This window comes from Actinoplanes sp. ATCC 53533 (assembly GCF_003947245.1).
The window spans coordinates 1-24424 of the sequence record NZ_QHHV01000057.1 but is presented as its reverse complement, the minus strand read 5'-3'; the positions used below and the strand labels follow the sequence as shown (position 1 = coordinate 24424).

The window sequence follows — 24424 nt, the reverse complement described above, 5'->3', positions numbered from 1 at the left end:
GGGGACTTCCCCCAACCGCCCCCCCATCGCCGTTTTCGCGGTCGTCGTCTCTGGGCCGCTCGGGGTTCGCTATGTCATTGGGTTCCCTACCCCGGGGCAGCGACGGGGATTACCCCGATGCCCCGCACCGGCACCTGCTGGCACGCTTTTGTCGTGTCCCGGCGCCGATGCTCGGTGCCACAAACCACAGACAAGGACGGCGGACGACGTGATCGAAGCGATGAACGATCTCGCCTCGGACGTCGTCGGTGATCGGGAAGCCGCGTGGATGTTCGCCACCCACCCGTCCGGTGTGCCGATGGCGTGGATCGCCCGGTGCGGCACCGTCGGCGTACGCGAGTCTTCCGGTCCTGTCCGTCCTGACAGTCAGATCCTCAACGATGGCGTTGAGAAGTTCGATGGTCTTGCGGAACTCAGCGCCAGGTGGCCGTTCACGCCGACCTTGAACCTGTCGACCAGGTAAGCAGGGGTATCACCGTAGTCCGTTACCCGCCAGCGATTCACCTTCGACGAACTCCGGAGCATTGGGATGTACGCACTCGGCATCGATCTAGGAACCACATACACCGCTGCGGCTGTCTGGCGTGATGGCCGCGCCGAGATCGCCCCGCTGGGCAGCCACTCGGCGGCGATTCCGTCGGTGGTGCTCCTGCGCGCCGACGAGACGTTCCTGACCGGCGACAGCGCCAACCGCCGGGGACTGAGCGAGCCGAACCGGGTGGCCCGGGAGTTCAAGCGACGCCTCGGCGACTCCGTCCCGATTCTGCTCGGCGGGGTGCCGTACTCGGCGGAGGCGCTGATGGCCCGCATGCTGCGGACGGCCGTCGACGAGGTGGTGTCGCGCGAGGGCGGCGAGCCCGCCTCGATCTGCGTCTCCCGCCCGGCGAACTGGGGACCATACAAAATGGACCTCATGCATCAGGCGGTCCGGTTGGCCGGCATCGACCAGCCGGTCCACTTCACCACCGAGCCGGAGGCGGCGGCGGTGTTCTACGCGCACCAGCAGCGCCTGGAGCCCGGTGCGGTGGTCGCCGTCTACGACCTCGGCGGCGGGACGTTCGACGCGGCCGTGCTGCGCAAGACGTCGAGCGGCTTCGACCTGATCGGCGCGCCGGAGGGGATCGAGCGGCTCGGTGGCATCGACTTCGACGCCGCGATCTTCGGCCACGTCGCCGCGGCCATCGGCGACAAACTGGCGGAGCTGGACGAGGACGACCCAGCGGTGATCGCCGCGGTCGCCCGGCTGCGTGAGGAATGTGTGCAGGCCAAGGAGGCGCTCTCCGCCGACACCGACGCCGCGATCCCGGTGATGCTGCCGAACATCAACACCGAGATCCGGCTGACCCGCGCCGAACTGGAAGCCATGCTCCGTCCGGCGCTGCACGGCTCGATCGAGGCGTTGCGGCGAGCCGTCCGTTCCGCGGGGGTGGAACCGCAGGATCTGCACTCGGTCCTGCTGGTCGGTGGCTCGTCGCGGATACCGCTCGTGGCTCAGCTGGTCGGTTCGGAGCTGGGCCGCCCGGTGGCAGTGGACGCCCATCCCAAGCACGCGGTCGCACTCGGTGCCGCGTGGCAGGCGAGCACCGCGATCACCGGCCTCGGCTCGGCGCAGGCCGAGCCCGGCCCCGCTGCCGCCCGGTCCGCGACCGCGGTTGTCGTACCCGAGCCGACCGCCGCGATGCCCACGTTCTCGAGCCCCGGAGCGTCGGCTGCGCCGGAAACGGCTGTACGCAACTGGCCCCCAACCGGCTACGGGGCCGCGGCCGTGCCAGGCATTCCGAAGAGTCACGATGCCGACTCCACTGGGCAGATGCCCACGACACCGTCGACTGCGGACAAAGGTGCCCGGCGGCGCGGCCCGCTGCTGGCCGCCGCAGCCGTCGTGGTGGTCCTGCTGACCGGCGGCGGGACAGCCTGGGCCCTGGTCGGTAGCAACGGCCAGGAAAAACCGGGCGGCCAGGGAACCGACATCACCGCCGCGGCAGCGGGGCAGCCGCAGAAGGAGCAGCAGGCCGGCGCCGCGCCTACCGCCGGTGAGGTCCCGCCGGACGAGGATTGCACGGAGTTGAAGAAGAGCACCCGCTGGGTCTGCATCACCAAGGCGACCGTGCAGGACGGCAAGTTCACGGTGTGGTTCGACGCGGAGTGGAACGGCAGCAAGCCGAACATCTCCAACGGCTTTCACCTGCATCTCTACGGCGGCGACGGCACCCGGCCCGACGAGGATTTGATGGGAAGCCAGGCCACCAGTCACGGCACGTACTACTTCGAGGACCAGCAGCCCTCGGTGCGCCGAACCTCGGACGAGGACTTCGAGGCCGTCGCCGACGCCGAGAAGATCTGTGCCCGGATCGCGAAGAACGGGCACCAGTTGGCCAAGGCCAACGACGGCAGCTATCACACCGGCAACTGCTTCCCGATCCAGCGCTACTGATCGCCGACAGCAGAGACACTCGAGCGGGCCCGGCGCAAGATTGCCGGGCCCGCTCTTCGCGACCGTTGTAGCGAGGCGCCAACACCCAAGTCGTGCGACGGTCAGCTCCGCGGCCGGCTCAACACCTCAGTCTTCTATGGAGCTTTGGTATCGGCCGTACCGTAGCTGTGCCGACCGGCGATCAAACCCTCGCAGGAGCGGACGGCCACCCGCGCGGCAACCGCCATCGCCGCCGAGGTCAGCGGATTCTCGGCGCGGCGCTGCCAACGGGCCAGTGCCCCGTCCGCCGCCGCCTCCAGCTCCGCGCCGGACGCCTCCGATGGCAGCCGCAGTCGCTGATGGGGCGCTGCGCCGCTGCCGCCGAGGAGCTGTTCCAGTTCGGCTACGACGCCTGGCTTTCCGGTCACCCATCCGGCCCGCAGACCGGAGAGCACTCTCAGCTCGTTGAACGGGTGCGCGGAGGCGATGATCTCCTCCACCCCTGCGGCGATGATCTCACTGCCCGGCCGGGCGTGCACGCGGGTGACTTCGGCCAGGGCGAGCAGGGCCGACCTCGACTTGAGCACGTCCCGGCGCTCGAGAAACAGCGATCCGAGGATCTCCCGAAGCTGTGCGAGTCCGCTGCGCTCGGTCAGCTCCCGGGCCAGCTCGGTGGAGATGGTGCAGGTGCCATGCCTCAGCAAAGCTGCGGACAGGCGCAGCCCGAACATGCCGAAGCGGTCCAGCAATGACTCCCGTTCGATCGAGGTCATGCCCAGCTCCGGCATGGTCTGGACGAACCTGTCGGCAGAGAGCAACAGCTGATCGGCCTCCGCCGGCGGCAGCTCCGAGATCCGGCGCAGCCGGGCGAACTCCACCTCGGTAAGGGTCGCCGCGGTCTCGGCGAGCAGACCAGCCACAGGAACGACAGACTGCACCAGCTTCCGGACGCTCGGGTCGGTGCTCAGGCGGGCGGCGATCCGGCCCGCCGACGCCATCGCGTCGAGCCGGCCCACGGCGATCTCGTCGGCGCGGGACAGGATCCCGATGGCGTTGACCGGGTTGGGTCGGGACACCTCCACATCGTGGAAAGCGCGAAGAAACTCGACGTCGTTACTGTGCAGGTGGCGCATGAGGTAGATGACAGCGTCGGCGGGCGTCTCCTCGTCATCCGGGACGAGCAGACTCCAGGACCGCTGCGAGATCTGCTCGGACAGGGACCCGATACCCGGAGTGTCGATCAGCGTCATGGCCCGCAGCGCCTGCGACGGCCAGCTGACCTCCAGTTGTGCCACGTCGTCCGCACCGAGGTCACCGAGGTCCAATTCGATGGCGGCGTCCTCACGACTGAACCGGACCTGCCGCGGCGGACCCTGATACGGCTGGGCCACGACCTGATAGGTGTGCCCGTCCTGATACCAGGTGACGATGCGGGTGCACTCACCCGCGTCGGTGGGCGCCAGCCGTTCCCCGACCAGGGCATTGAGTAGCGTCGACTTCCCTGCCTTGATCCGGCCGGCGATCGCCACCCGGAGCGGTTCGTCGAGCCGGTCGCGCATGGCGGCCAGCCGCTGTTCGTAGGGCGTGTCGCGGTACACGTCGACGGCTTGGCCGAGCACTACCCGCGTACGGTCGACAAGGCTCATCCGTTCACCGCGCACGGGCACCGTTCGAGCAGATGGATCCACACCAACTCGGACCCCACATCCTCACATCGTCGTTATCCGGTTTACTTCGGTGACCACGGTGTGGCGCTCGCCGATCGGCGGTGTCACCGCCGTATCGCTGGAACCACATCTGTGCCTGACGTCCGCCTTTGACCCCTTCTACGTACGTTGTTTGAACACCACGTGATGGGGACAGCCAAATGTTGGGCGATCAGCGCTCGTAACGCTTGAGGGACTTCTGCGGAAAGTCTGAGGAGACCTGAAATCCGGAACAGCGACGCCATCCTGAATCCGACATGTCGGAATTTTAGGGTGTCATCCGGGTCCGCCACATAGATCGTCCTTGACCGGTCAGTTCGTACGCGCGGAGTGCCACCACGCCGTCCGTCAGCTCTTCGTGCGGCGACCCGTCGCCGCGCGCGGTTCATACCGTGCAGGTCGCCGCGCAGCCGGGCAGCTCGAAGTTCCACGGCCGGTCGCCTGGCCAGGGCAGGGTCCGGTCCACCGCGGCCCGGCGCGAACGCGACGAACAACCGATCGAGCTGGAACGCCCGGCGGCCGTATGAGGCCTCGGCTCTCCCAGGTCAGGGGACTGCTGGTGCCGCCGGAGCCGGCAAGGCGGGGCTGCGCCTGCCGCGGAACACCCGCAGGGCGACGCCGGGGCGGAACAGCGCCGTCGGTGGTGCGACGAGGTACAGCACGTCGGCGAGCACGCGGGCGACGTACCCGTCGCGGTTGGCGACGTCGGAGGTGCGGTCGAGGTACCAGTTGGCCAGCCGTGCCGCCCGGCCCGGCCGGGGGCCGACCGTGGTCGGGTACCGCAGGTCCGCCCCGGTGGCGATCTGCCAGGGCGCTTCGCTGCACCGTGCGACTGCCGCCTGCGCGGCGCGGCCGAACGTGCCCGGGTTGGCTCGCAGGTGCTTGTCGAGCAGCACCGCGGCCTGGGCGGCGACCGTCATCCCCTGGCCGTACACGGGGTTGAAGGTGCAGGCGGCATCACCGACCACCAGGAAACCCTCCGGCCAGCGCGGCATGCTCTCGTAATGCCGCCGGTGGTTCGCGGTCCGCCGGTAGCCGTGGATCGCGGAATCCGGGGTGCCGTTCTTGATCGCGTCGAAGAGCACCGGGCTGCGCAGGTTACGCGCGAACTCCAGGAAGCCGTTCTCGTCGGTGGGCGGGACGTCGCCGCCGAGCCCGCCGAGAGTGACCATCCACTTGCCGTTCTCGATCGGATAGAGCACCCCGCCCCGCCGGACGTCCGGCGCCTTGGGCATCAGCAGGATGTTCTTCCAACCACCGGTTGCTCCCTCGGGCAGCGAGTAGCGGCGGCTGGCATAGGCGAGGCCGGACTCGACACGGCTCTCCTCGGGCCGCCCGTAGCCGAGCTGCTCGAGCCAGTCCGAGGCATGCGAGGCGCGCCCGCTCGCATCGACCACCAGGTCCGCGGGAAACGGCTCGGCCTGCGCAACGGAGGACTGGGCGCGCAGCAGCACGCCCCCGATCGCTTGCGCGCCCTGAGCCGGCAACAATCCAACGACTTCGTATCCGGTACGGAACCGCACCCGCCCGTCCTCCACCAGACGCTGGCGCAGCGCCCAGTCGATCAGCTCCCGGCTGGCACCGACGAGCCGGTGAGTGGCGGGAAACTGGTCACGCCAGCCGGTGGGGCTGAGGTAAAGAACCTCCGTCGGCGCCGCGACCGGCACCGCACCACGCTCGTGCAGCCCGGCGATCAGGCCGGGGAACAGCTGGTCGAGCGTGTTCTGGCCGGCCGGGATCAGCACATGCAGGTGGTGCGCCTGGGGTAGCCCCTTGCGGACGGCCGGCAAGGCGGGAAAGTGGTCCCGGTCGATGACGGTGACGTGCTCGACGTGGTCGGCGAGGACCCGGGCGGCGCAGAGCCCGGCGAGGCTGCCACCGATGACGACAGCGTGCCGAGGGGTGTGCGTGGGTAGCGACATCTCCCCATCATCAGACCCGCTCGATAGACCTGCGTCAAGGCCCGGTGGCGCCGTACCGGCGCCCAGCTCAACGTCTTGCCAGGTAACCGGGGCCAGCCGGCGCGCACGGCGATCAGGTCACCGATCGAAAGCTTGTTGACGCCACGACTCCGAGGGGCACACAGCCAGATGGGCACGCCTTTGCCCAGGCAATCGGCGGCTTCCTGCCTCGTACGTTCGACGGTGTACCGACGCGAGCCGGTGAGGCATCATCGGCCAATGCCATCTGAGAAACGTGACCTATGGGCGGCACAGGCCCGCGCCGCGCTGATCATCGCCGCAACTCGCCGAACGCTGCTTACCTACGGGGAACTCGGAATGGCCCTTGGCATGGAGGGGGTCATCCTGCGCAACCAGCTTCGGCATGTCCTTGACGACGTGTCGGAAGGCTGCCACGCGGCGGGCGAGGCTTCCCTTGCTGCATTGGTAGTCAACAAGGAGACGGGCGAGCCGGGGTCCGGCTGGACCGACGGCGACCGGAGATGGCAGCAAGAGGTTCGTAAGGTCTTTGAACGTTGGGCACCAAAGTAGCCGCGGCGGCCATGCCGTCCCGCATCGGCTGCGCTCAACTCTGACCGACTACGCCGTCATCGCCGGGATTCTGCTGCTCACGACTGCGGTGCTGTTGCTGGGAGCCCGGGAAGGCTCGGCGCGCGATCTGCCGGTCGGCGCGGGTAAGCGGCGAAGTCTCGCACAGCTGCCGAGGTCGTTCTTCGCCGCCTTCGTCACCCGCGACTTCCGGTTGGCCTTCGCGAGCCGGTTCATGCTCTTCGCGTCCTACTACGTGGTCAGCGGATACACCTTCTCTACGTTGCAGGACCCCATAGGCTCCGGGAATGTGCCCGGCGGTGACGTGGCAGCGGCGGTGACCACCATGCTGACCCTGAGCATCGGGGTTTGGGTGGTCGTCGCCGTCCTGGCGGGCTGGATCGCCGACAGGGTGGACCGCCGGAAGGTGTTCGTCGAGGTGAGCGCCCTCGGCGTCGCCATATCGATGACCGTTCCCCCTGGCGATGCCTACTTGGAACGGAATGCTGATCTACGCCGCCTGCCTGGGCGCCTCGATCGGCACCCACCTCGCCGTCGACCTGGCGGTCATGTCCCTGGTCCTGCCCGATGCCGACAGCGAGGGTCGTGAACTGGGCATCCTTCAGGTGGCTATCGGCCTGCCACAGCTGCTCGCCGTAGCCATGGCAGGTGCATTGATCACCTGGCTCGGTGGCTACCCTGCACTGTTCCTCTTCGGATCCCTGTGCGCGGTGGCATCCGGGTTGCTCATGTTCGGCATCCGCGGTGTCCGCTGACATCAAGTCGGTGCTCGAGGAACCTCTGACCCCGCATGAGGGCCGGCGCGGCACCGAGCACATTTGCCGGCATGGTGGCCATGGAAGCCCGCTCCGACAGGCACTTGTACTCGGCGTTCGAGGTGTGGTGCGGCCGTGAATCGCCGCACCACACCCTGGTCCGGTGCGTGCTCTGGCACCCGCCCGGCGCCGGGCGCCGTGGTGCGTCCGCGCGACGTGCTGTCAGCCGATGACGATGTCGCAGTCGGCCTGCCCGGCCGTGGCGAGCTGGTCGTAGCTGGCGTCGATGAACGGCTCGTAAGCGGCGGCGTCGAGGCTGCGGGTCTTCTTGCCCGGCACCTTCTTGGTGCCGGTCGACTTGCGCAGGTTCGACGACCCCAGCGTCAGGTCGCAGATCCAGTGGACCTTGCGGCCGACGAGGTTCCCGTTGCGTGCGTCGGCGTCGATCTTCCAGTTGCCGTCACGGTCGATCGTGAACTCGACACTCCCGCTGACGTCCCGGCTGCTGTCACTGGTGGTGAACGTGACGGAGTTGCCGTCTGCGGCCACCCTCTTGGTGGTCGCGTTCGCGTTCGCCGGGGCGGCCGCGACCAGAACCGAACCCACGGTGGCTCCGGTGGCGATGACCAGCGCCAGGCCGCGCAGACGGCGGGTCGGGGCAGGAGTTCCGATCTTGATGCGCATCTTCGTGTGTCCTCACTCTCTCGGGTGTCTGAACTGGACGCCGGACCGTGGGTCTGTGTGCAGCACCCCGACCGACGCCTCTGAGTTTCCCGACCGGGTGCACGGAATCCTTGTCGGAGTGCTGAGGAATTGCTGAGCACAATCTGAAGGTGGCCTCACGTGATTCTGCTTTCCAATTCGTGACACGCCGTCGAGGTCGTTCTGTCTGGCCGGTCGTGGGGTGATGATCCCTGTTCGCGGTCGTGTTTCCTTCCGTCAGCGGCTGCGGGATGGGATGTGCGGGTGTCGATGTGGTCGCGGTCGCGGGTTCGGATTCCGGAGTAGACGGTCCTGGTGGCTCGTGCGGCGTTCCTCCTCGGCAGCCAATGGCTCCCCGCGGTGGCCGACGTCCACGCACGACTCCAGGCCCACCCGCCGGCCCGCGTCGCCGACCTGGCCTGCGGCGCGGGCCACTCCACGATCGCCATCGCCCGGGCGTACCCGACCGTCCTCGTCGACGGCCTCGACCTCGACGCGGCCTCCATCGAGCTGGCGTTCCGCAACCAAAAAGGCAGTGGCACAGCCGACCGCGTCACCTTCCACGTGGCCGACGCCGCCGACCCGGACCTGCGCGGCCGCTACGACCCTGGTCACCATCTTCGAAGCACTCCACGACATGTCACACCCCGCGCGGGTGCTCCGGGCGGCCCGCGGCCTACTCACCGCCGACGGATCCGTCATCGTCGTCGACGAGCGCGTCGCGGACACCTTCACCGCACCGGGCGACGACATCGAGCGCCTCTACTACGGCTTCAGCCTGACCCATTGCCTACCCGTCGGCATGACCGACCCGCCCGCCGCCGGCACCGGAGCGGTCATGCGCACCGACACCGTACGCCGATACGCACTCGACGCGGGCTTCGGAACGGCCGAGACTCTACCCATCGACAACGAATTCTGGCGCTTCTACCACCTGAAGATGTGAGCCACGGCAGTGCGGGGCATACTTTGGCCCGGTCGGTTGGCCGGCGCGGCGAACCCCAACCTCGGACGGCGGCGGGCCACCTGGTCGGCGCCGCCGGCCCGGCTCGCCGCCTGTGGCGGTGGCAGCGCAGGTCGACGTTGAACAGGATGTCGGCGGCGAATGCGCGGCACGTGGCGAAGGAATGCGGGTGCTGGCACGCTGATGATGCGGTCGCCTTCGTCGTCACCCGCACGAGAAATAGACCGGCTGGCATACGGGCATGCCACCGGTCTTCGGGTGTGGAAACATCAGCGGCTGCCGAAGTCCTGGGTGTAGTACGGGGTGCCGTTGGTGGAGTTGATGACGCCGACGGCGAAGGCCTTGGCGCGGCAGTCGAGCAGGTTGCGGCGGTGGCCCGGGGACTTCAGCCAGGCGTTGACGACTTCGCGGGCGCTGCGGTAGCCCCAGGCGATGTTCTCGCTGCGCGCGGCGGTGTAGCCGGCGGCACGGGCGCGGGCGATGAACGTGGAGTTCCGCGAGCCGGTGTGGCTGAACCGGCCGGTGGTCGCCATGTACTTGCTGTGCCCGCGGGCGGCCCAGAGCAGCGCCGCGTTGACCTTCAGTGCCTTGCAGCCGGCCTTGACCCGCGCCTGGTTCGACAGGGCCACGACCTGCGTCTGCAGCGTCGAGGTGGACACGACCGCGGCCTGTGCCGGCGCTGCGACGGTGACCAGGCCGATCAGTGCTGCGGCGGGGATCAGCGCGAGGGTGGCGAGGCGACGGACCAGGGTCTTCTGCACGGGCACAGCCTTTCGACGAACTCCGCCCGGCGCATATCGCCGGGTACGCCTTCCCTTTTTCGGCGGCCGTGCGGGGTTCGTTGACACCTATTCAGGTGCCTTGCCGTTAGTGCTGAGTATCCGCCCGGGTGCCTGTCTTCCGGCGGTTCCCGAGCGGTGGCCGGGCGGTTGCCGTACGGGTGCGAAAGGACTGGCGGAGCGTGTTGTTCTCGTGCGATTGAGCGCTCTCGAGCTCGACATCAGAAGCGATCACGTCCCACGTCGATCCAATTGTTGGAGCGCGCCGTCGGCGACTGCCGCGTCCTGGCCACGCAGGTCGGCCAACCTATGGGGTCTGCGGCTTGGGTGGTGTGGTCGCGGCAGCGCAGGACGGTGCGCTCTCGACCGCGAGCGTCGCGAGGCCCAGCGCACCGGGGGGCGGCCACGGCTCGCAGCAGGCATGAGGGCCGTACGAAGTGCCGGCCTCGCGGGCCGGCATCGCCGACGGCGCCCGGCTGATCAGCGAACCGGGTCAGGTGCTGCAGGACAAGCGGCAAGCGGGAGCCTGTCGCGCGGCTCCCGCTCGGCGGTGACGGGCTGTCAGCTTGCGTGGCCGGCCCGCGGGTCGCCGGTGGCAACGGCACCCGTCCTGCTCCCGGTTGGCGTCGGTGCCCGTACCGGCAGGCCCGCACCGTCGTAACTGACCAGCGACGTCAGCGACGGGAGTACGGGTCTTGCCAGCACAACGCAGCGCCATCGCAGCGGCCGTGGCCGCGGTAGTGGCCGTTACCGGTCTCGCACCGGCCGGGACGGCGAACGCAGCCACTATCACCACGACGACGACGAGCGTGTACGCCAGCGACGACACCTACACCTCCAGCACCCGACGGACGACCGCCTTCGGCCAGGCCGACAAACTCGTCGTCGGACGCGCCAACGGCGAGACCCGCATGTCCTACCTCAAGTTCACCGTCAAGGCCCTGCCCGCCGGCGCCACCCTCGCCGGTGCCCAGCTCAAGCTGCCGCTGGCCGCCAAGCCCCCGGCGTCGACGCTGACCCTCATGCGGGTACCCAGCACCGCTTGGACGGAGAAGACCCTCACCACCGCCCGGGCACCGCGCGCCGGCGCCACCGTCGGCACCGTCAAACTGACGTCCACCACCACCGGGGCCACCTTCGACCTGAGCAAGGTCGTCACCAGGCCCGGCGTGTACGCCTTCGCGCTCAAGTCGTCGGCCACCACCGCCGTCACCCGGCTACGCTCCGTCGAGTACGGCACCGCCACCACCGGCGGCCCCCAACTGCGCCTGACCATCCGCAAGACGACCCTCGCTCCCGCGCCAGCCACACCGGCACCCGCCACGCCCGCCGCTGCCCAGCAGTGCGTGGTGGACACCTTGCTGGTGCCGTCCTGCGGCGTGCTGTGGGGAGCCGCCGCCGGCGGGTTCACCGACACCCCCCGCGACATCGCGCTGCAGCAGTGGGAACAGGCCACCGGCCGCACCGCGACGATCTTCCACCAGTACCACAAGGGCGACGAGAAGTTCCCCACCAAGGCCGAGATCGCGATGACCCGCGACCCCGCCAAGCCCCGGGCACTGCTGCTCAACTGGAAGATCGCCTACGGCACCACCTGGGCCAAGGTCGCCGCCGGCGAGAAGGACGCCCGGATCGACAACTGGGCCGCCTACATCAAGGCCACCTACCCGGAGAAGTTCTTCCTCGCCCTGCACCACGAGCCGGAGAACGACGTCAACCCGGCCGCCGGCTCTGGCATGACCGCCAAGGACTACGCGGCCATGTACCGCCATGTTATCCAGCGGCTACGCGCCGCCGGTGTCACCAACGCGATCAACGTCGTCGCGTACATGGGCAACGAGAAGTGGCTGGCGCAGTCCTGGTGGTCCGACCTGTATCCCGGCGACGACGTCGTCGACTGGATCGGCCTGGACTCCTACGTCAGCGCCGAACCCGGCTACTACCACCACGGCGACTTCGCCGACCTGCTCGACCGCGAGCCCACCGGCGGCGGCACCGGCTTCTACGACTGGGCGACCACCGCCCACCCCACCAAACCGATCATGGTCGCTGAGTGGGGCGTCTATCACCGCACCACCCACACCGTCGACAAGTCACCGGCATTCCGCACCGTCGCCCCCGAGCTGGCCAAGCGCCCCGCCGTCAAGGCCATCGTCTACTTCGACACCGAACGCGACGACGAGGGCGACCGCAACATCAGCATCGCCAGCACTCCGCAAGCACTGGCCACGTTCCGCGACCTCGCCGCCGACCCCATCTTCAACGTCAATCTCCGCTGAGCCACCGCCCAATGATCGGCCGCCCGACGCTCCTGCCGGGCGGCCGACCCAGGCACCCGGCAGGACCGGCACGGGCCTCGGCATAGCCGCACGCTGCCCGAGCTCACGTTCTGGCAACGGTGGAACGACCCCGCCGCCGAGCTCCACACGATCACCGTGAGCGGCTTCCTCAACCTGGCCCTGCTGGGACTGCTGTTCGGCGCCCTGGCCACTGCCATCGGTGCGGCCACCGGCAAGGGCCGCGCCACCGTGTTCGGTCTCATCGCCGGCCTCGGCGTCGCCACCTACGCCTGTACGGATTCGCCCCGCAAATCGGCGCCGACTCGCTGCGCAACCTCACCCTGTACCGCTACTACTTCGGTGGCGAGCCCTTGAAGAACGGCGTCCAACCAATCGACGCCGCAGTGCTGCTCGCCGCCACCATCGTCATGCTCACGGTCGGAGCCTGGCGGCTGGGCCGCCGCGACCTCGCCCGCTGACACCTCCGTTCGACACCGCACCAGAACTGGACAGCTCCCGCGACATGGAGCGGGAGCTTGCGGTGCCAGACGGGCGTCCGTGGGTTGCGTCCATCGCCGCGTGTGGGTTGGCCGCCTCAGGGTGGATCGGGTGCGTTCCCGCCGCACGGGCAGGTGTCGACCCGGGTCGAGTCAGCCGCGGCGGCGGTCGAGCCCAGTTGGCTGGTGGGGCTGCGCATTGTCGTTCACGGCGATTACGACGGTCATGTCGGTGACCGCACCGCACCCGCTGATAGTGGTCACTCCGGTCGGTCGCAGATGCGCCGAGCGCAGCGTCTGGGCCAGGACCGACGGCAGCAGCCGGTCGGCGCCGAGGTGGTACGGCCAACCCCGGCGTCGTTGCTCGGGAAACACATCGACGAGGCCGAACAGCCCTCGGGGGACCAGTACGCGGGCTATCTGGTGCAGCCCGACATGCGGATCGCTCCAGTGCCGGAAGGAGTACGTCGCGGTCACCAGATCGAACGTGTCGTCGGGGAACGGGAGATGCTCGGCGCTGGCCTGCACCAGCCGGCAGCGCGCGGGCCTGCGCGCTTCCGCGACCGACAGCATGCCGGCAGAGGGGTCGACACCGAGGAGTTCGGCCTCCGAGAAGGTGTGGCTGGCCGCGGCGAGCAGCCGGCCAGTGCCGCAGCCAACGTCCAAGATCCTTCGTGGGGGAGCGCTCAGGTGGGTCACCGAGCCCAGGATCGCTCGGTGCGCACGGGAATAGGCTGACTGCAGCGCGCTGTGGTCGTACCCGGGCGCCCAGCGGTCGAACATCGACACCGGCGAGAACCGCACGAGTGTGGTTCTACCAGCCAGCGGCGGCGCATAGGAAGAGCCTTGACAGGCGGTTTCGAGGAGTTCGTAGAGTCCATCTGTAGCCGGCGACGCAATCCCGCGACCTCAGGGATCAACGACGTGACCTGCGCCGTCAACGCTGAGACCACAACGGCCTGCTCGGCGTCGAGAAGCGCCCACCAGTCGGAACCGTTGTTCAGCTCGCGATCACGGCGCCCACCGTCCGTGTGGCTACACACCTTGGCGTGCCTGCGGCTTTGTCATCGAACTGTCACAGTTCTGCACGGCATCCTCCACGTCACCGGTGCAGGCTGAGTCCGATGGAGGGAAGTTTCACTCCATAGTCAGCCACGAAACGGGATTCACAGGTCAGCCGCGTTGTCCGGTGATCGCACGTCACGGGGTCGAGGGAGGTCGTCATTCATGTACCGAGTCGGTGCGGTCGTCGCTGTGACCGGAATTGTGCTTGCGCTCGTGGGCGTGATGACGTCGATCGGCTGGATGATCCTGGCTGGTGTCGCGGTCCTGGTCGCGTCTGTTGTGGTGGGCGCCCTGGCCCAGCGGTCCTCGGCACGCACTCGGTGAAGGCAGCACAGCAGTGCGCGCGGAGCTCCTCGTTCTGTCGAGGACCGGCGGATAGCCGCCCTCCGCGCGGCTCATCTGCCGTGCGTGCCGGTCGAAGGTGCATATAGCAAGCTTGACTAACGCATGCGACATCCCATGAGATCCGGCTATGTCGAAGGCGGGAACATGGCGGCCGACGGAGACACCCTGGCGGAACCGCGAGAACAGCGGGGCACCCGGCTCGGGTTCATCCTGGCGGCCGCGGGCTCGGCGATCGGATTGGGCAACATCTGGCGTTACCCCTACGTTGTGTACGACAACGGCGGTGGAGCCTTCCTCATCCCCTATTTCATCGCCATCGCCACGGCGGCGGTGCCGGTGCTGATCCTGGAATATTCCCTCGGTCACAAGTACCGCCACGCCGCTCCGTTCGCCTTTCGGCGCGTGCGCCGGAGTGCGGAGTGGCTGGGCTGGTTCCAGATCGGCATCTCGCTGATCATCATGACCTACTACATCGTGATCATCGGCTGGGTGCTCAGCTATTTCTACTACTCGTTCGGCACCCGATGGGGCGACGATCCCAACGCCTTCTTCTTCGGCTCCTATCTGGGCACCACGGACAGCTTCTGGTCGGTGGGCGGCATCCAGTGGAAGGTGCTGCTCAGCGTCGCCGTCGCCTGGGCGCTGACCTATTTGATCCTGCGCCGCGGGGTGCGCCGCGGCATCGAACTGGCCGCGAAGATCCTGATTCCTGCGCTGGTCCTGATGATTCTGGCTATCGTCATCCGCGGACTCACGCTGCCGGGCGCCGCGGCCGGGCTCGACGTTCTGCTCACCCCGGACTTCGGGGCTCTTGTCGATGCGCAGGTGTGGGTCGCCGCCTACGGGCAGGTGTTCTTCTCCTTCAGCATCGGCTTCGCCGTCATGATCGTGTATGCCAGCTACCTGCCGCGTCGCAGCGACCTGTCCAACAGTGCCGTCATCGTCGGGATGGGCAACTCGGGATTTGAATTTCTCGCCGCGCTCGGCGTGTTCTCCGTGCTCGGGTTCCTCGCCACCCAGCAGGGCGTCGGTGTCACCGAGGTGGTGGAGAGCGGAGTCGGTCTTGCCTTCGTGGCCTTCCCGCAGATCATCAACGAGATGCCCGGGCTCAACTCACTGTTCGGCGCATTGTTCTTCGGCGCCCTGCTGTTCGCCGGGCTCACCTCCGCGGTGTCCATCATGGAATGCGCGGTCGCTGGTGTCCGGGAGAAGTTCCGGCTCTCGCGCGTGGCCGCGATCAACGTGACGTGCGGGATCACCGCGCTGATCAGCATCGTCTACGTGACCCGCGGCGGTTTGTACTACCTGGACGTGGTGGACCGTTTCGTGAACAATTTCGGTCTGATCTTCGCCGGGCTGGCCGAGGTGATCCTGATCGCCTGGATCGCCCGTCAGCTCGGCCCGCTCCAGGCGCACATCAACCGGGACTCGTACCTTCGGGTGGGGTGGTGGTGGACGGTCTCCCTGATGGTGATCACGCCGGTGCTGCTGTCGGTGATGGCGGCGATCAACATCTACCAGGAGATCACGCATCGTTACGAGGAGTATCCGCTCAGCGGCTTACTCGTGATGGGCTGGGGCATCGTGTTGGTCACGCTGATCCTGGCGTTCGTCCTGCAGAGGTTGCGCCGCCACGAGGAGCTTCCGGAATCGATCGGAGATTGACGTGGACACCGGCGCCGTCATCATGCTGCTGGTAGGGGTGTTCGGCCTGTGGGGCACGCTCACCGCCGCGGTGTGGAACTTCCTGCGCCGCTCCGCATCGGACGGCCGTGACGGCACCGGCGAGTCCTGATGACCTGACATCGAGCCGCTGCTCGCCTGGGGCCCCAGTGATCAGCACGGCATGGCCGCCGAAGCGGTCATCGTCATCGGCCGGCGGGCATCGCAGTGCCTACTCCGGTCGTCCTAGAGTTCGCCGCCGCTTGGCTGCGGCTGCCGGCCTATGGCACGCGCTTGAGGCCACGCCCGCGTTGCTGCTCCGCGACGGTCGCCAGATGGGCCATCCGCCGCCGTTCCAGCGGGCAGACGGGAGGACGAGGCGCTGCGGTGCAGCCGAGGCGCGGAGGCGGATCGAGGTGACGAGCGTGGAAACCAACGTTCGCTTCGGTAACCCCGTGTCGTCGCCGGCGGCGCTGCGGCAGGTATGACGATCTCCCATCGGAACGATCACAGTCGCGTGACAACTGGTCTCGCCCTGGTGGCACAGTAAACCCATGGACGACGCAATGACGCAGCAGCGCACCCCGGCCGCCGCCGAAGAGGAGGTCATCGACGCGCTGCTGGCCACCAGCCGCGTATTCGTCGCTCTGACCGCCCGCTCACTCGGCAGCCTGGGCGAGGACGTGACCCTCGCACAGTTCCGTACGCTGGTCATTCTCGTTTCCCGAGGGCCACAGCGGGTTGTCGATCTAGCTCAGGAACTCGCGGTCACGTCGTCGACGGCGACCCGGATGTGTAACCGGCTGGTGCGCAAAGGCCTGGTCGCCCGGCGGGAGCGGCCCGATGACCGTCGCGCGGCCTGGGTGACGCTTACCGTCGCCGGCCGGGATCTGGTGGGCGAGGTCATGCGTCACCGCCGCGTGGCGATCGCCGCGCTCGTCGCCGACCTGTCGTTGGCTCGACCCGTTGCCTTCGCCGCGGTACTGCACGCTCTGGTCGAGGCTGCCGGCGAGGTGCCGGACGCCCAGTGGTGGAGACAGTGGTCCTCCGCGGTGCCGGAAGAGGACGGCGTCGAGGCGACCTCATCCACGAATCAGGTGCACATGTGAACCTTTTTGGTGCGGCGCTCGTACCTCCTGCCGAATGCGCGTCCCAGCCGCTCGGCGTGCGCTTGTGGAGGTAGAGATGATCCGTCCGACGTTGACCGTCCGTGCAGCCTCTGTGCTGATTGTTGCTGGCATCGTGCTCGCCGCGGCCCCATCTCCCGCTTCGGGTGCTCCCGCCGTGCCGACCCAGCTCAACGCCGCCGACATGACCCTGTTCAACGGGGTGCGTCAGGCCGGCCTCTGGGAGATCCCGGCAGGGCAGATGGCCGCCGAACGTGGCAGTACGGCGGTGGTGCGCAAGGTCGGCACGATGATCGCGCAGCAGCACGTGGAACTGGACCAGCTCGTGGTGGAGGCGGCGAACAAGCTCGGCGCCGCGTTGCCGTCCAGCCCCACCGCCGCCCAGCAGGGCTGGGTCGACGAAATGCAAGGGGCGAACGGGACCCGCTTCGACGAGATCTTCGTGGCCCGGCTCCGGGCGGCGCACGGCAAGATCTTCCCGGTTATCGGCGCGGTCCGCGCGGGGACGCGGAACCCGGTAGTCCGCAAGCTGGCTGATGAAGCGAACATCTTCGTCATGCACCACATGCAGATGCTGGAGAGCACCGGTCTGGTGCGGTACACCGAGCTGGCTCCGGCCGCGTTGCCGGCGGCGCAGGACACCTCACAGCTGGCGTTGGCGCAGGCGAACGTGGGTATTCGGCCGTTGGTGGATCAGCGGCTGTTGTGGGCTGTGCTGATCGTGATGACCGGGGTGGCAGCTGCCGCGGCGCGCAGCATCTACCTACGGCGCGTACGGAGATAGCCCGCCTCGATCGGTGCATGAGTGCAGGTACTGGCGTGGCCTGGATGACGCGGTCGTGGACCTTCGTGACGACCAGTCGCGTTCACGTCCCTGCCGACCGTCAGCGTGGCTAGATCCTCGGGCGCCCATGGTGTTCGGGCCTGAGCGCCACGCGGCCTCCACAGGCATGTTGTTCCGCTCTCGGTCGGCCAAGTCATCGACGGCTGGCACGGTGGTGCAAGCACGTCGCGATCACCGTGGCCGCGGCGCCGGCCAGCACGAGTCCCACCCAGCCCAGCCAGATGATGAGGCTCGTCAGCGCTCCCCACAGGACCGCTCCGAGAAACAGCAGGACCGCCCGGAACTGCCGGGCGTTCGGTATACCGCCGTCCGGTGCGCGATCGCCATTCGCTTGCCGGGCGATGATCTCCTGGAACAGGTGATCCGAGGAGTGGTAGTCGAGGTCGTGGAACTGCCGGGAACCGGTGATCCCACCGGTGGGGGCAGGGACCTGAAGGGCGTTGCAGACGTCGGTCACCCCGTACACCCGCCGGGCGATGTCGCCGACCAGCTCTTTGGTCTGCGCGGTGTCGACGGTGCCGGTCAGCACCGCGACACCGTTCTGGACCTCGACGTTGATCGGCTGGCTGTTGACGCGGACGTCGCCGACCAGCTCTTCGACGATCAGATAGGCCAACTGCACATCATGGTCGTCGCGTCGCCGGAACCGCTGACGATTCCAGTGGTCCGGGTCGTCCGGTATCGGCCATGCCATGATCGGGTGCTCCAACACGTCGAATCGGGGAAGTTCCACGGTCCGGCGGAGACATGGCAGACCTCGCGCAGCGCGGTGACAATTCCGTGACAACCTCCGGCCCGGCGAGGCCGCGGCATCTGGGTGGAGGGCCGGGGTTGGCGAGACATGGCCGCGGACCATGGCGACGAACCCGGCCACGGCGACCGTCCGACGACGCATTCGTACTGCATGACGCCCCGCGCGTAGACATCGCCGACGGGAACAGCCTGACCGTTGTCGAACTGCCCGCCGCTGGGTAGCCGAGCGTGCCCAGATTCGGCCGTCGCTGGCGGGATCCGTGCCGTAGGGTGCGACCAGGCCGAAGACGACCACATGTACGTCGCCAGGAAAGCACGATATTGCCGGGGTTTGATGTCGCGATGCACCGGGTCGTGGGTGTGGGCGGCTGCCAAGGGGCGGCCACGTCGGCGCAGATGGTGGCAGCGTCGGGCCGCTCCAGGCCAGCGCCCAGGCGGGCGGACGGGTGTCGCCGCCGACCAGCCGAAGCGCCTTACCTGACTGAAATGTCAGAGACAATCGTCGTATTCGTCGCCAGTGATCTTGGGGATCCGTGTTCTCCGTTATAGGCCCACCGTGGCGGGCTACCGGCACAGCCGACGAGCCGGCCGATGATCGATCGCGCTCATCGGCCGCGCCGGGTGGACGGTGCTGCGAGGGCACCTGTCACAGCCGCGAAGACCACTGCCGCCGCGCCGACGAGTACGAGCCACCACCACGACAGGAAGACTCCGACACTGGCGAGGACCGCGCCGAGAACGGCGACAGCCATGATAAAGGTGCGCATCGTCCCTCCGCTGGTTGGGTCTCTTCCAGGTTGGTCCGTCGTCGTGGTGGTCCGGACAAGAACGGGTGACAGCCCTATGACGTTCCCGGCGTGTGGGGCGTAGGACCGGGCGCCGGGGAGCATTGGCCGGCACCGTCAAACGACCCGGTCGTCACATCGGAGCTTCGCTCGCGCCGGGGCGCTCAAGTCCCCGGGGCCGGTCGGTCACCGATGCGGGACCGACGGCAACTTCAGCGCGATCGGTTCACCGCTCCGCCGCCGGACGGCCGCGTCCGGGAATCGTGGGGATCGGCTGAGCACACGCGGAAGGAGGGCGGCATGGCGCTGTCCGCCCTCTCGCTGCGGATGGCTCGCCGACCGACTCTTATTCCGCCCCATGCGCGCTGGCGCGGCCTGCGTCCAGGCGTAGCGCACAGAATGCGGCCTCCTCGTCGGGATAGGCGGCGAAGACGGTATCGAGGCGCATCGTGTGCAGCACGGTGAGAACGTACCGGGACGGCGCCACCAGGCACAACGATCCGCCGCGACGCTTGGCCTGCTGATGGGCGCGGACCAGCAGGCCGAGGCCCGCGGAGTCGATCAGGTGGACAGCGTGCAGGTCCAGCACGACGTGTCGGCCGGTGTTGACGGCGGCGGTGAGCCCGTCGCGCAGCGTCTCGGCGACGTCGGCGTCGATGTCCATCAGCGGCGTGACGACGATGGCGTCAATGTCCTCGTGGACCTGGATGCCGTACGACGCGCCGGGCGCGGGCGGCGGCTGCTGGGCGGCCACGGCGGGTTCGGGCACGACATCACCGCAGTGCGGGCAGCTGTGGGGTCCGGTCGCGAAAGGTGAGCCGGTCCAGCCGGCGCTGGCGACCAAGGGCCACACCACGTCGTTGTCGGACGTGGCAGCGGCGGCCTGGTCCTGCGTGCCGCATCGGTCGCAGATCAGGACCGCGGTGCCCGCAGTGCGAGGCACGACGGTCATCGGGGCTTGCCCGTCTTGCCGTACCGGCTGGTCCGAGGCTGCCGATCAGCGGTCACGGCGACGGCACCCACCCCCAGGCCGGCCAGTACAACCTGGAGAACCAGTTCAACGAGGCTCACCTGGGAGGTGTCGACCCCGGCGAGGCGAGCGGCGACGGTGCCCGACAAGGCCGCACCCACGCCGACGGCCAGGGGCAGCCAGAAGGGGACACCACGGCAGGCGGGCACCAGCCAGCGGACGACGATGCCCAGGACGAGTCCGACCGTCACCGCCGTGAGCAGACTGGTTGCCGTCACCGCGGCAGATCCTTCGACGCCCCCCGGTGCGGGTAGTCCCGCAGCCGGTCCGCGACCAACGGTGTCCGGTCGGTCAGGGCTGCACTGTTGATCACCGCACCTCCATGGGCGAGAAGTTCCGTTATGCCGTGAAGACTGCCGGGCGGATGCGGCGGAAGCTGCCCGGGCTCGTGACAGTTGGATGACAAAGGCGCGGCCGGCGGCCGGCGGCGTGCCGGCGAGGGTTCCCGGGGGCATCATGCGGATATGACGCGTGTGCCGCCCACAGAGATCCTCGGCCTGAACCCGGCGACGCCACGATGAGGCGGGTAGGACTGCGGACGCGGGTAAGCGCGGCCTTCGCCATCGGTGCCCTGCTGCTGTCGGCGTGCGTGACCCTGATCTCCTACGAACTGGTCCGGCGGACCCTGTTCAGCGAGCGGGAACGCACAGCTGTCCGGGCGACCTACTTCGACGCGGCAGCGGTGGACGCGGGACTGGCGGGGCGCAATCCCCCGGTGATCGAGGTCTTGCGGTCACTGGACACCGGCACCGACCGGTACGTGCTGCTCGAACGAGACGGCCAGTGGTACTCCCGCTTCGCCGACCCGGACGCCAGCGCAGCTATCCCGGCCGCGCTGCAGGCGATGGCAGAACGCGGCGAGGCCGGCGCTCAGCGTGTGCGCAGGGACGGCCAGCCGGCGCTGGTCGTCGCTGTGCCGTTGTCCTCGTCGGCGGTCTTCTACGAGGTGGTGTCCCTGCGTGAACTGGAACGCACCCTGCAGGTGCTCGCGCTGGTCCTGGCCGCCGTCGCCATCATGGTCGCCGGTGGCGGCGCCGCCCTCGGGTGGTACGTGACCCGGCACGCCCTGTATCCGCTGACCGCGGTCGCCGACGCGGCCCGGACCATCGCCGACGGCGATCTGGACGCCCGGCTCGATCCGCATGCCGAGCCCGACCTTGCTGAACTGTCCACATCCTTCAACCACATGGCCGACGAGCTGAACCGGCGGATCGAACGCGATCGCCGCTTCGCGGCCGACGTGAGCCACGAGTTGCGTTCACCGCTGCAGACCCTGGCCGCGGCTGCCAGCGTGATAGACCGGCGCCGTGCCGATCTCGACCCCAAGGCGGCCGCGGCCGTGGGCCTGATCACCGGCGAGATCACCCGTTTCCAGGCGCTGGTCGCAGACCTGCTCGAGCTGGCCCGCAGCGACCGGCCGACGCACCGCGAGTCCGTCGATGTCCGGCAACTCGCTGATCGGATCTGCCGGTCGCGGGGGATCGCCGAGGACGTGCTGCAGGTGCAGGCCGACACGCCCAGTGTCTGGCGCGTGGACCGGCGCCGCGTCGAACAGGCACTCGGAAACCTCATCGACAACGCGGTGCGGTACGGCGGAGAGGTCGTCGCGGTGCGCATCGGCTGCACCGCCGCCGACCGGTGTTTCGTCGAGGTGGACGACTCCGGTCCTGGTGTCGCCGAGCAGGACCGAGCGGTGATATTCGACCGGTTCGTCCGGGGCCGGGCGGCGCATGCGCGTGGCGACACCGACGGCACCGGGCTCGGGTTGTCGATCGTCGCGCAACACGCCGCAGCGCACCAGGGCTCGGTGAGCGTCACCGATCGTCCCGGCGGGGGCGCCCGGTTCCGGCTCGAGCTCGCCGGATGTCTGCCGTGAGCAGCGGACCGGTCCGGATCACCGCCCTGATCCTCGCCGGCTTGCTGTTGGGCGCGTGTGGGGTGCCGGCGGAGGACGAGCCCCACGCCGTGGACCTGCCCCGGCGGCCGTTCACGACTTCGTCGCCGAGTGCCGGCGACCCTGGTCCTGCCGGGGAGGTCGCTGAGGTGCTGTGTCTGGTCCGTGACGGCCGGCTGGTGCAGACCGTACGACGGATCGAGTCGGTGCCCACGGCACAGCGCCAGGCGGATCATCTAGTTGCCGGTCCGACCGACGCCGAGCGGGAGATGGGGCTGACGACCGCGCTCGCCGGTTTGTCCCTGGCCGTCGAGTTCCCCAACGGCACGTCCCTGGCGCAGGTGGAGGTCACCGAGGCGGACGAGGCCAACGCCCGCAACGACGAGATGATCGCGTACGCGCAGATCGTGTGCACCCTGACGGCCCGCGAAGACGTCGGCTCCGTGGTCTTCACCCGGGGGAATGACCGGCTGGAGGTGCCCCGTGCCGACGGCTCACTGTCCCGGGGGCCGCTGTACAGCAGCGACTACTCATCGCTCATCGGCCCGGGGTGAGCCGACGTGCGCGAGGCGGGCAACTTTCGTCACCGAACTGTCACACGAACGCGTATTCCTCGCCATACGTGACGGCGACCCTTGGCTTGATCATGAGTACCCGGTGCCACTCGCAAGCGACCTGGGCCTGGATCGGCGTGACCCGACAGCCGGAGAGCTTGTCGACAGTTCCGTTGGTGGTGTCCGGGCCTTGGGCAGTCCCCGGGGTGTTTGTGTGACCATGCACGTAACCGGGGAGCCTATGAGCGGCGGTGCAGCGGCCGAGTTCCTTCTCGTGCAGGACGACGCCGTCGATGAGATCTATACCCGCGAGGCCCTCAACGCGTACAAGGTCGTCAACCGGGTCCACGCCGTGCGTGACGTGCGACAAGCGTGTGCCTTCCTGGATCGCGAGCCGCCGTACGCCGACGCCCCGGCACCCGACATCGTGCTCCTGGATCTCAACCTGCCCGGTCACGACGGCCGGTTCCTGCTTCGGCACCTGCGCACTCGGGCCGACACCGCTCAGGTGCCGGTGATGCTTCTGGTCGACTCGCCGGTCGCCGAGCGCATCTTGCGCCGGGAGGATCTACCGGTGCAGGGCTACCTGCCCAAGCCCGTCGACTTCGGATGCCTGACTACTGTGGTGCAGGCACTGTCGCCGATGGCGTTCGTGGTGCTGCGCCGGTCGTGAGACCACGCAGTGCTAGGGCGGCTGTCTCTTGTCAGGACCACGAGCGGACGCTCCTGAGCGATCAAGACTTTGCGGCGCCTGGCGTCGATGTCACGGGATCGACATGAACCTGTGGTGACAGCGTGGACTCTCCCGCCTAGCGTGGCCTGAAGGGTGTCGGAGTCCGATCGCCGCACCGCCGTCCAGACAGGTCACGGGCATGGGCATGGTCCGAGGAACGTCGTCGAGAGTCCGGTGGCACTTCCCGCCGCTATTGCTGATCCTCGTCCTGCTGACAGGCTGCTCCGCATTCAGCGATCGGGACGCCGTCGAACCGGAACCGACGCACAGCAAAGCCCTCAACACGATGGACGCCGTCTCCGTCGGTATGCGGTTGACCGTCACTGCCGCCGTCGCATCGCTCATCACCCCGACCTCCTTCGTGGTCGAGGACGCGGACCTGCCCCGCGAAGCCCTCCCTGTCAGGCTGTCGTGAGACACCCCGGCGATCGGGGTTGGCTTGTAGGGCGTGACTGGAGATGCGTACGTGAGCAGCAACAAGCAGCCGTCCGAGACCAACGGGTCTGGGCCGGTCGATCCGGCTCCGCGTCCGACCCGGCGTAGCTTCACCGCCGACTACAAGGCTGCGGTGGTGGCCGAGTACGAGGCCGCGCCGCACGGCGAGAAATCCGCGGTCCTGCGCCGGGAAGGTCTGTTCCATTCCCACGTCCAGGAATGGACCCGGGCTCGCAACGCCGTCGCGCCGGCCGGATCCACGAATGGTTCTGCAGGCCCGTCGACGACGGCCCGGTTGTCGCGGGCCGAACGCGAGACCGAACGGTTACGCGCGGAGAATGCCCGGCTGAACGCGAAACTCGCCCAGACCCAGGCAGCCCTGTCGATCATGGGAAAAGCACACGAGCTCTTGGCGTCGCTGGCCGAGAGCACGGACACACCGCCGCCGTCGAGCCGCTGATCGAGCAGGCCCTGCACGCCCTCACCGAGGCCGGGACACCCGTGCGGACAGCGTGCCGACTGCTGGGACGTTCCCGGGCCACCCACTACCGCCACGCGCGCGGCCCGATCCTGGGACCCAAACCCCGGCGCC

General features: G+C 68.5%; 26 protein-coding genes and 1 pseudogene. 17 read left to right on the top strand and 10 right to left on the bottom strand.

Annotated elements, in window-relative coordinates; genetic code table 11:
- The first annotated feature begins 208 nt into the window (after positions 1–208).
- Positions 209–463, top strand: coding sequence for a hypothetical protein (locus DMB66_RS19420; protein WP_125805515.1), 255 nt, complete (start codon positions 209–211; stop codon positions 461–463).
- Between the two features lie 66 nt (positions 464–529).
- Positions 530–2434, top strand: a complete 1905-nt coding sequence (locus DMB66_RS19415; RefSeq protein WP_125805514.1) for an Hsp70 family protein — start codon at positions 530–532, stop codon at positions 2432–2434.
- Positions 2435–2568: 134 nt separating this feature from the next.
- On the opposite strand, the gene DMB66_RS19410 is transcribed toward DMB66_RS19415, so the two are convergent.
- Positions 2569–4059 carry a dynamin family protein gene (locus DMB66_RS19410; RefSeq protein WP_125805513.1) on the bottom strand — a complete coding sequence of 497 codons (1491 nt, stop codon included), beginning with the start codon at positions 4057–4059 and terminating at the stop codon, positions 2569–2571.
- Between the two features lie 605 nt (positions 4060–4664).
- Positions 4665–6041, bottom strand: coding sequence for an NAD(P)/FAD-dependent oxidoreductase (locus tag DMB66_RS19405; RefSeq protein ID WP_125805512.1), 1377 nt, complete (start codon positions 6039–6041; stop codon positions 4665–4667).
- A 258-nt stretch (positions 6042–6299) separates the two neighbouring features.
- Here DMB66_RS19405 and DMB66_RS19400 point away from each other — a divergent pair, with 258 nt between their 5' ends.
- Positions 6300–6611 carry a hypothetical protein gene (locus tag DMB66_RS19400; RefSeq protein ID WP_125805511.1) on the top strand — a complete coding sequence of 104 codons (312 nt, stop codon included), beginning with the start codon at positions 6300–6302 and terminating at the stop codon, positions 6609–6611.
- Positions 6612–6860: 249 nt separating this feature from the next.
- Here the strand turns inward: DMB66_RS19400 and DMB66_RS19395 are convergent, their stop codons facing one another.
- Complete coding sequence (locus tag DMB66_RS19395; protein ID WP_125805510.1) at positions 6861–7070, bottom strand: hypothetical protein; 210 nt, start codon at positions 7068–7070, stop codon at positions 6861–6863.
- Between the two features lie 41 nt (positions 7071–7111).
- Here DMB66_RS19395 and DMB66_RS19390 point away from each other — a divergent pair, with 41 nt between their 5' ends.
- Complete coding sequence (locus DMB66_RS19390) at positions 7112–7384, top strand: hypothetical protein (RefSeq protein WP_125805509.1); 273 nt, start codon at positions 7112–7114, stop codon at positions 7382–7384.
- Between the two features lie 222 nt (positions 7385–7606).
- Here the strand turns inward: DMB66_RS19390 and DMB66_RS19385 are convergent, their stop codons facing one another.
- Complete coding sequence (locus DMB66_RS19385; protein WP_125805508.1) at positions 7607–8068, bottom strand: hypothetical protein; 462 nt, start codon at positions 8066–8068, stop codon at positions 7607–7609.
- A gap of 333 nt (positions 8069–8401) precedes the next feature.
- On the opposite strand from DMB66_RS19385, the pseudogene DMB66_RS65935 reads away from it, so the two are divergent.
- Positions 8402–8668 (top strand): annotated as a pseudogene (locus tag DMB66_RS65935) (trans-aconitate 2-methyltransferase); the annotation flags it as partial.
- Positions 8669–8723: 55 nt separating this feature from the next.
- Positions 8724–9032, top strand: coding sequence for a hypothetical protein (locus DMB66_RS19375; RefSeq protein WP_125805507.1), 309 nt, complete (start codon positions 8724–8726; stop codon positions 9030–9032).
- A gap of 287 nt (positions 9033–9319) precedes the next feature.
- On the opposite strand, the gene DMB66_RS19370 is transcribed toward DMB66_RS19375, so the two are convergent.
- Positions 9320–9811: a CAP domain-containing protein gene (locus DMB66_RS19370; protein ID WP_233624701.1), complete on the bottom strand. Its 492-nt coding sequence runs from the start codon at positions 9809–9811 to the stop codon at positions 9320–9322.
- Positions 9812–10557: 746 nt separating this feature from the next.
- Here DMB66_RS19370 and DMB66_RS19365 point away from each other — a divergent pair.
- Together DMB66_RS19365 and DMB66_RS19360 are read left to right on the top strand one after the other, a co-directional pair.
- A complete protein-coding gene (locus tag DMB66_RS19365; protein WP_125805506.1) occupies positions 10558–12108 on the top strand; it encodes a DNRLRE domain-containing protein in 1551 nt (516 codons plus the stop codon).
- 156 nt (positions 12109–12264) lie between these two features.
- Entirely contained in the window at positions 12265–12483 is a 219-nt protein-coding gene (locus tag DMB66_RS19360) for a hypothetical protein (protein WP_125805505.1), read from the top strand.
- Positions 12484–12758: 275 nt separating this feature from the next.
- Here the strand turns inward: DMB66_RS19360 and DMB66_RS19355 are convergent, their stop codons facing one another.
- Entirely contained in the window at positions 12759–13409 is a 651-nt protein-coding gene (locus DMB66_RS19355; RefSeq protein ID WP_125805504.1) for a class I SAM-dependent methyltransferase, read from the bottom strand.
- A gap of 750 nt (positions 13410–14159) precedes the next feature.
- Between DMB66_RS19355 and DMB66_RS19350 the strand changes: the two genes are divergently transcribed.
- From DMB66_RS19350 to DMB66_RS19340, 4 genes are all read left to right on the top strand, one after another.
- On the top strand, positions 14160–15680 hold the full coding sequence (locus tag DMB66_RS19350) for a sodium-dependent transporter (protein ID WP_125805503.1): 1521 nt from the start codon (positions 14160–14162) through the stop codon (positions 15678–15680).
- A gap of 1 nt (position 15681) precedes the next feature.
- Positions 15682–15810: a hypothetical protein gene (locus tag DMB66_RS65245; protein WP_255440845.1), complete on the top strand. Its 129-nt coding sequence runs from the start codon at positions 15682–15684 to the stop codon at positions 15808–15810.
- Between the two features lie 421 nt (positions 15811–16231).
- On the top strand, positions 16232–16786 hold the full coding sequence (locus tag DMB66_RS19345) for a MarR family winged helix-turn-helix transcriptional regulator (RefSeq protein ID WP_125805502.1): 555 nt from the start codon (positions 16232–16234) through the stop codon (positions 16784–16786).
- A gap of 76 nt (positions 16787–16862) precedes the next feature.
- Complete coding sequence (locus DMB66_RS19340; RefSeq protein WP_125805501.1) at positions 16863–17588, top strand: DUF4142 domain-containing protein; 726 nt, start codon at positions 16863–16865, stop codon at positions 17586–17588.
- A 193-nt stretch (positions 17589–17781) separates the two neighbouring features.
- Here the strand turns inward: DMB66_RS19340 and DMB66_RS19335 are convergent, their stop codons facing one another.
- The 4 genes from DMB66_RS19335 to DMB66_RS19325 all read right to left on the bottom strand — a co-directional run bounded on the left by DMB66_RS19335 (position 17782) and on the right by DMB66_RS19325 (position 20434).
- Positions 17782–18342: a BON domain-containing protein gene (locus DMB66_RS19335; RefSeq protein ID WP_158647286.1), complete on the bottom strand. Its 561-nt coding sequence runs from the start codon at positions 18340–18342 to the stop codon at positions 17782–17784.
- Between the two features lie 664 nt (positions 18343–19006).
- Entirely contained in the window at positions 19007–19168 is a 162-nt protein-coding gene (locus DMB66_RS61250; protein WP_158647285.1) for a hypothetical protein, read from the bottom strand.
- Between the two features lie 364 nt (positions 19169–19532).
- On the bottom strand, positions 19533–20138 hold the full coding sequence (locus DMB66_RS19330; protein ID WP_125805499.1) for an STAS domain-containing protein: 606 nt from the start codon (positions 20136–20138) through the stop codon (positions 19533–19535).
- Complete coding sequence (locus DMB66_RS19325) at positions 20135–20434, bottom strand: GlsB/YeaQ/YmgE family stress response membrane protein (protein WP_125805498.1); 300 nt, start codon at positions 20432–20434, stop codon at positions 20135–20137. The genes DMB66_RS19330 and DMB66_RS19325 overlap by 4 nt, the downstream gene beginning before the upstream one ends.
- Positions 20435–20733: 299 nt before the next feature.
- Between DMB66_RS19325 and DMB66_RS19320 the strand changes: the two genes are divergently transcribed.
- The 5 genes from DMB66_RS19320 to DMB66_RS19300 all read left to right on the top strand — a co-directional run bounded on the left by DMB66_RS19320 (position 20734) and on the right by DMB66_RS19300 (position 24292).
- A complete protein-coding gene (locus tag DMB66_RS19320) occupies positions 20734–22092 on the top strand; it encodes a cell wall metabolism sensor histidine kinase WalK (protein ID WP_125805497.1) in 1359 nt (452 codons plus the stop codon).
- Positions 22089–22664, top strand: coding sequence for a GerMN domain-containing protein (locus tag DMB66_RS19315; protein ID WP_233624699.1), 576 nt, complete (start codon positions 22089–22091; stop codon positions 22662–22664). The genes DMB66_RS19320 and DMB66_RS19315 overlap by 4 nt, the downstream gene beginning before the upstream one ends.
- 241 nt (positions 22665–22905) lie before the next feature.
- The gene (locus DMB66_RS61245) at positions 22906–23337 is read left to right on the top strand and encodes a response regulator (RefSeq protein ID WP_158647284.1); all 432 of its coding nucleotides are present in this window, start codon (positions 22906–22908) and stop codon (positions 23335–23337) included.
- Positions 23338–23536: 199 nt separating this feature from the next.
- Positions 23537–23812 (top strand): hypothetical protein, encoded by a 276-nt coding sequence (locus DMB66_RS19305; RefSeq protein WP_125805494.1) that lies wholly within the window; start codon positions 23537–23539, stop codon positions 23810–23812.
- Positions 23813–23863: 51 nt separating this feature from the next.
- Positions 23864–24292 carry a transposase gene (locus DMB66_RS19300; RefSeq protein WP_125805493.1) on the top strand — a complete coding sequence of 143 codons (429 nt, stop codon included), beginning with the start codon at positions 23864–23866 and terminating at the stop codon, positions 24290–24292.
- The last annotated feature ends 132 nt before the right edge of the window (positions 24293–24424 follow it).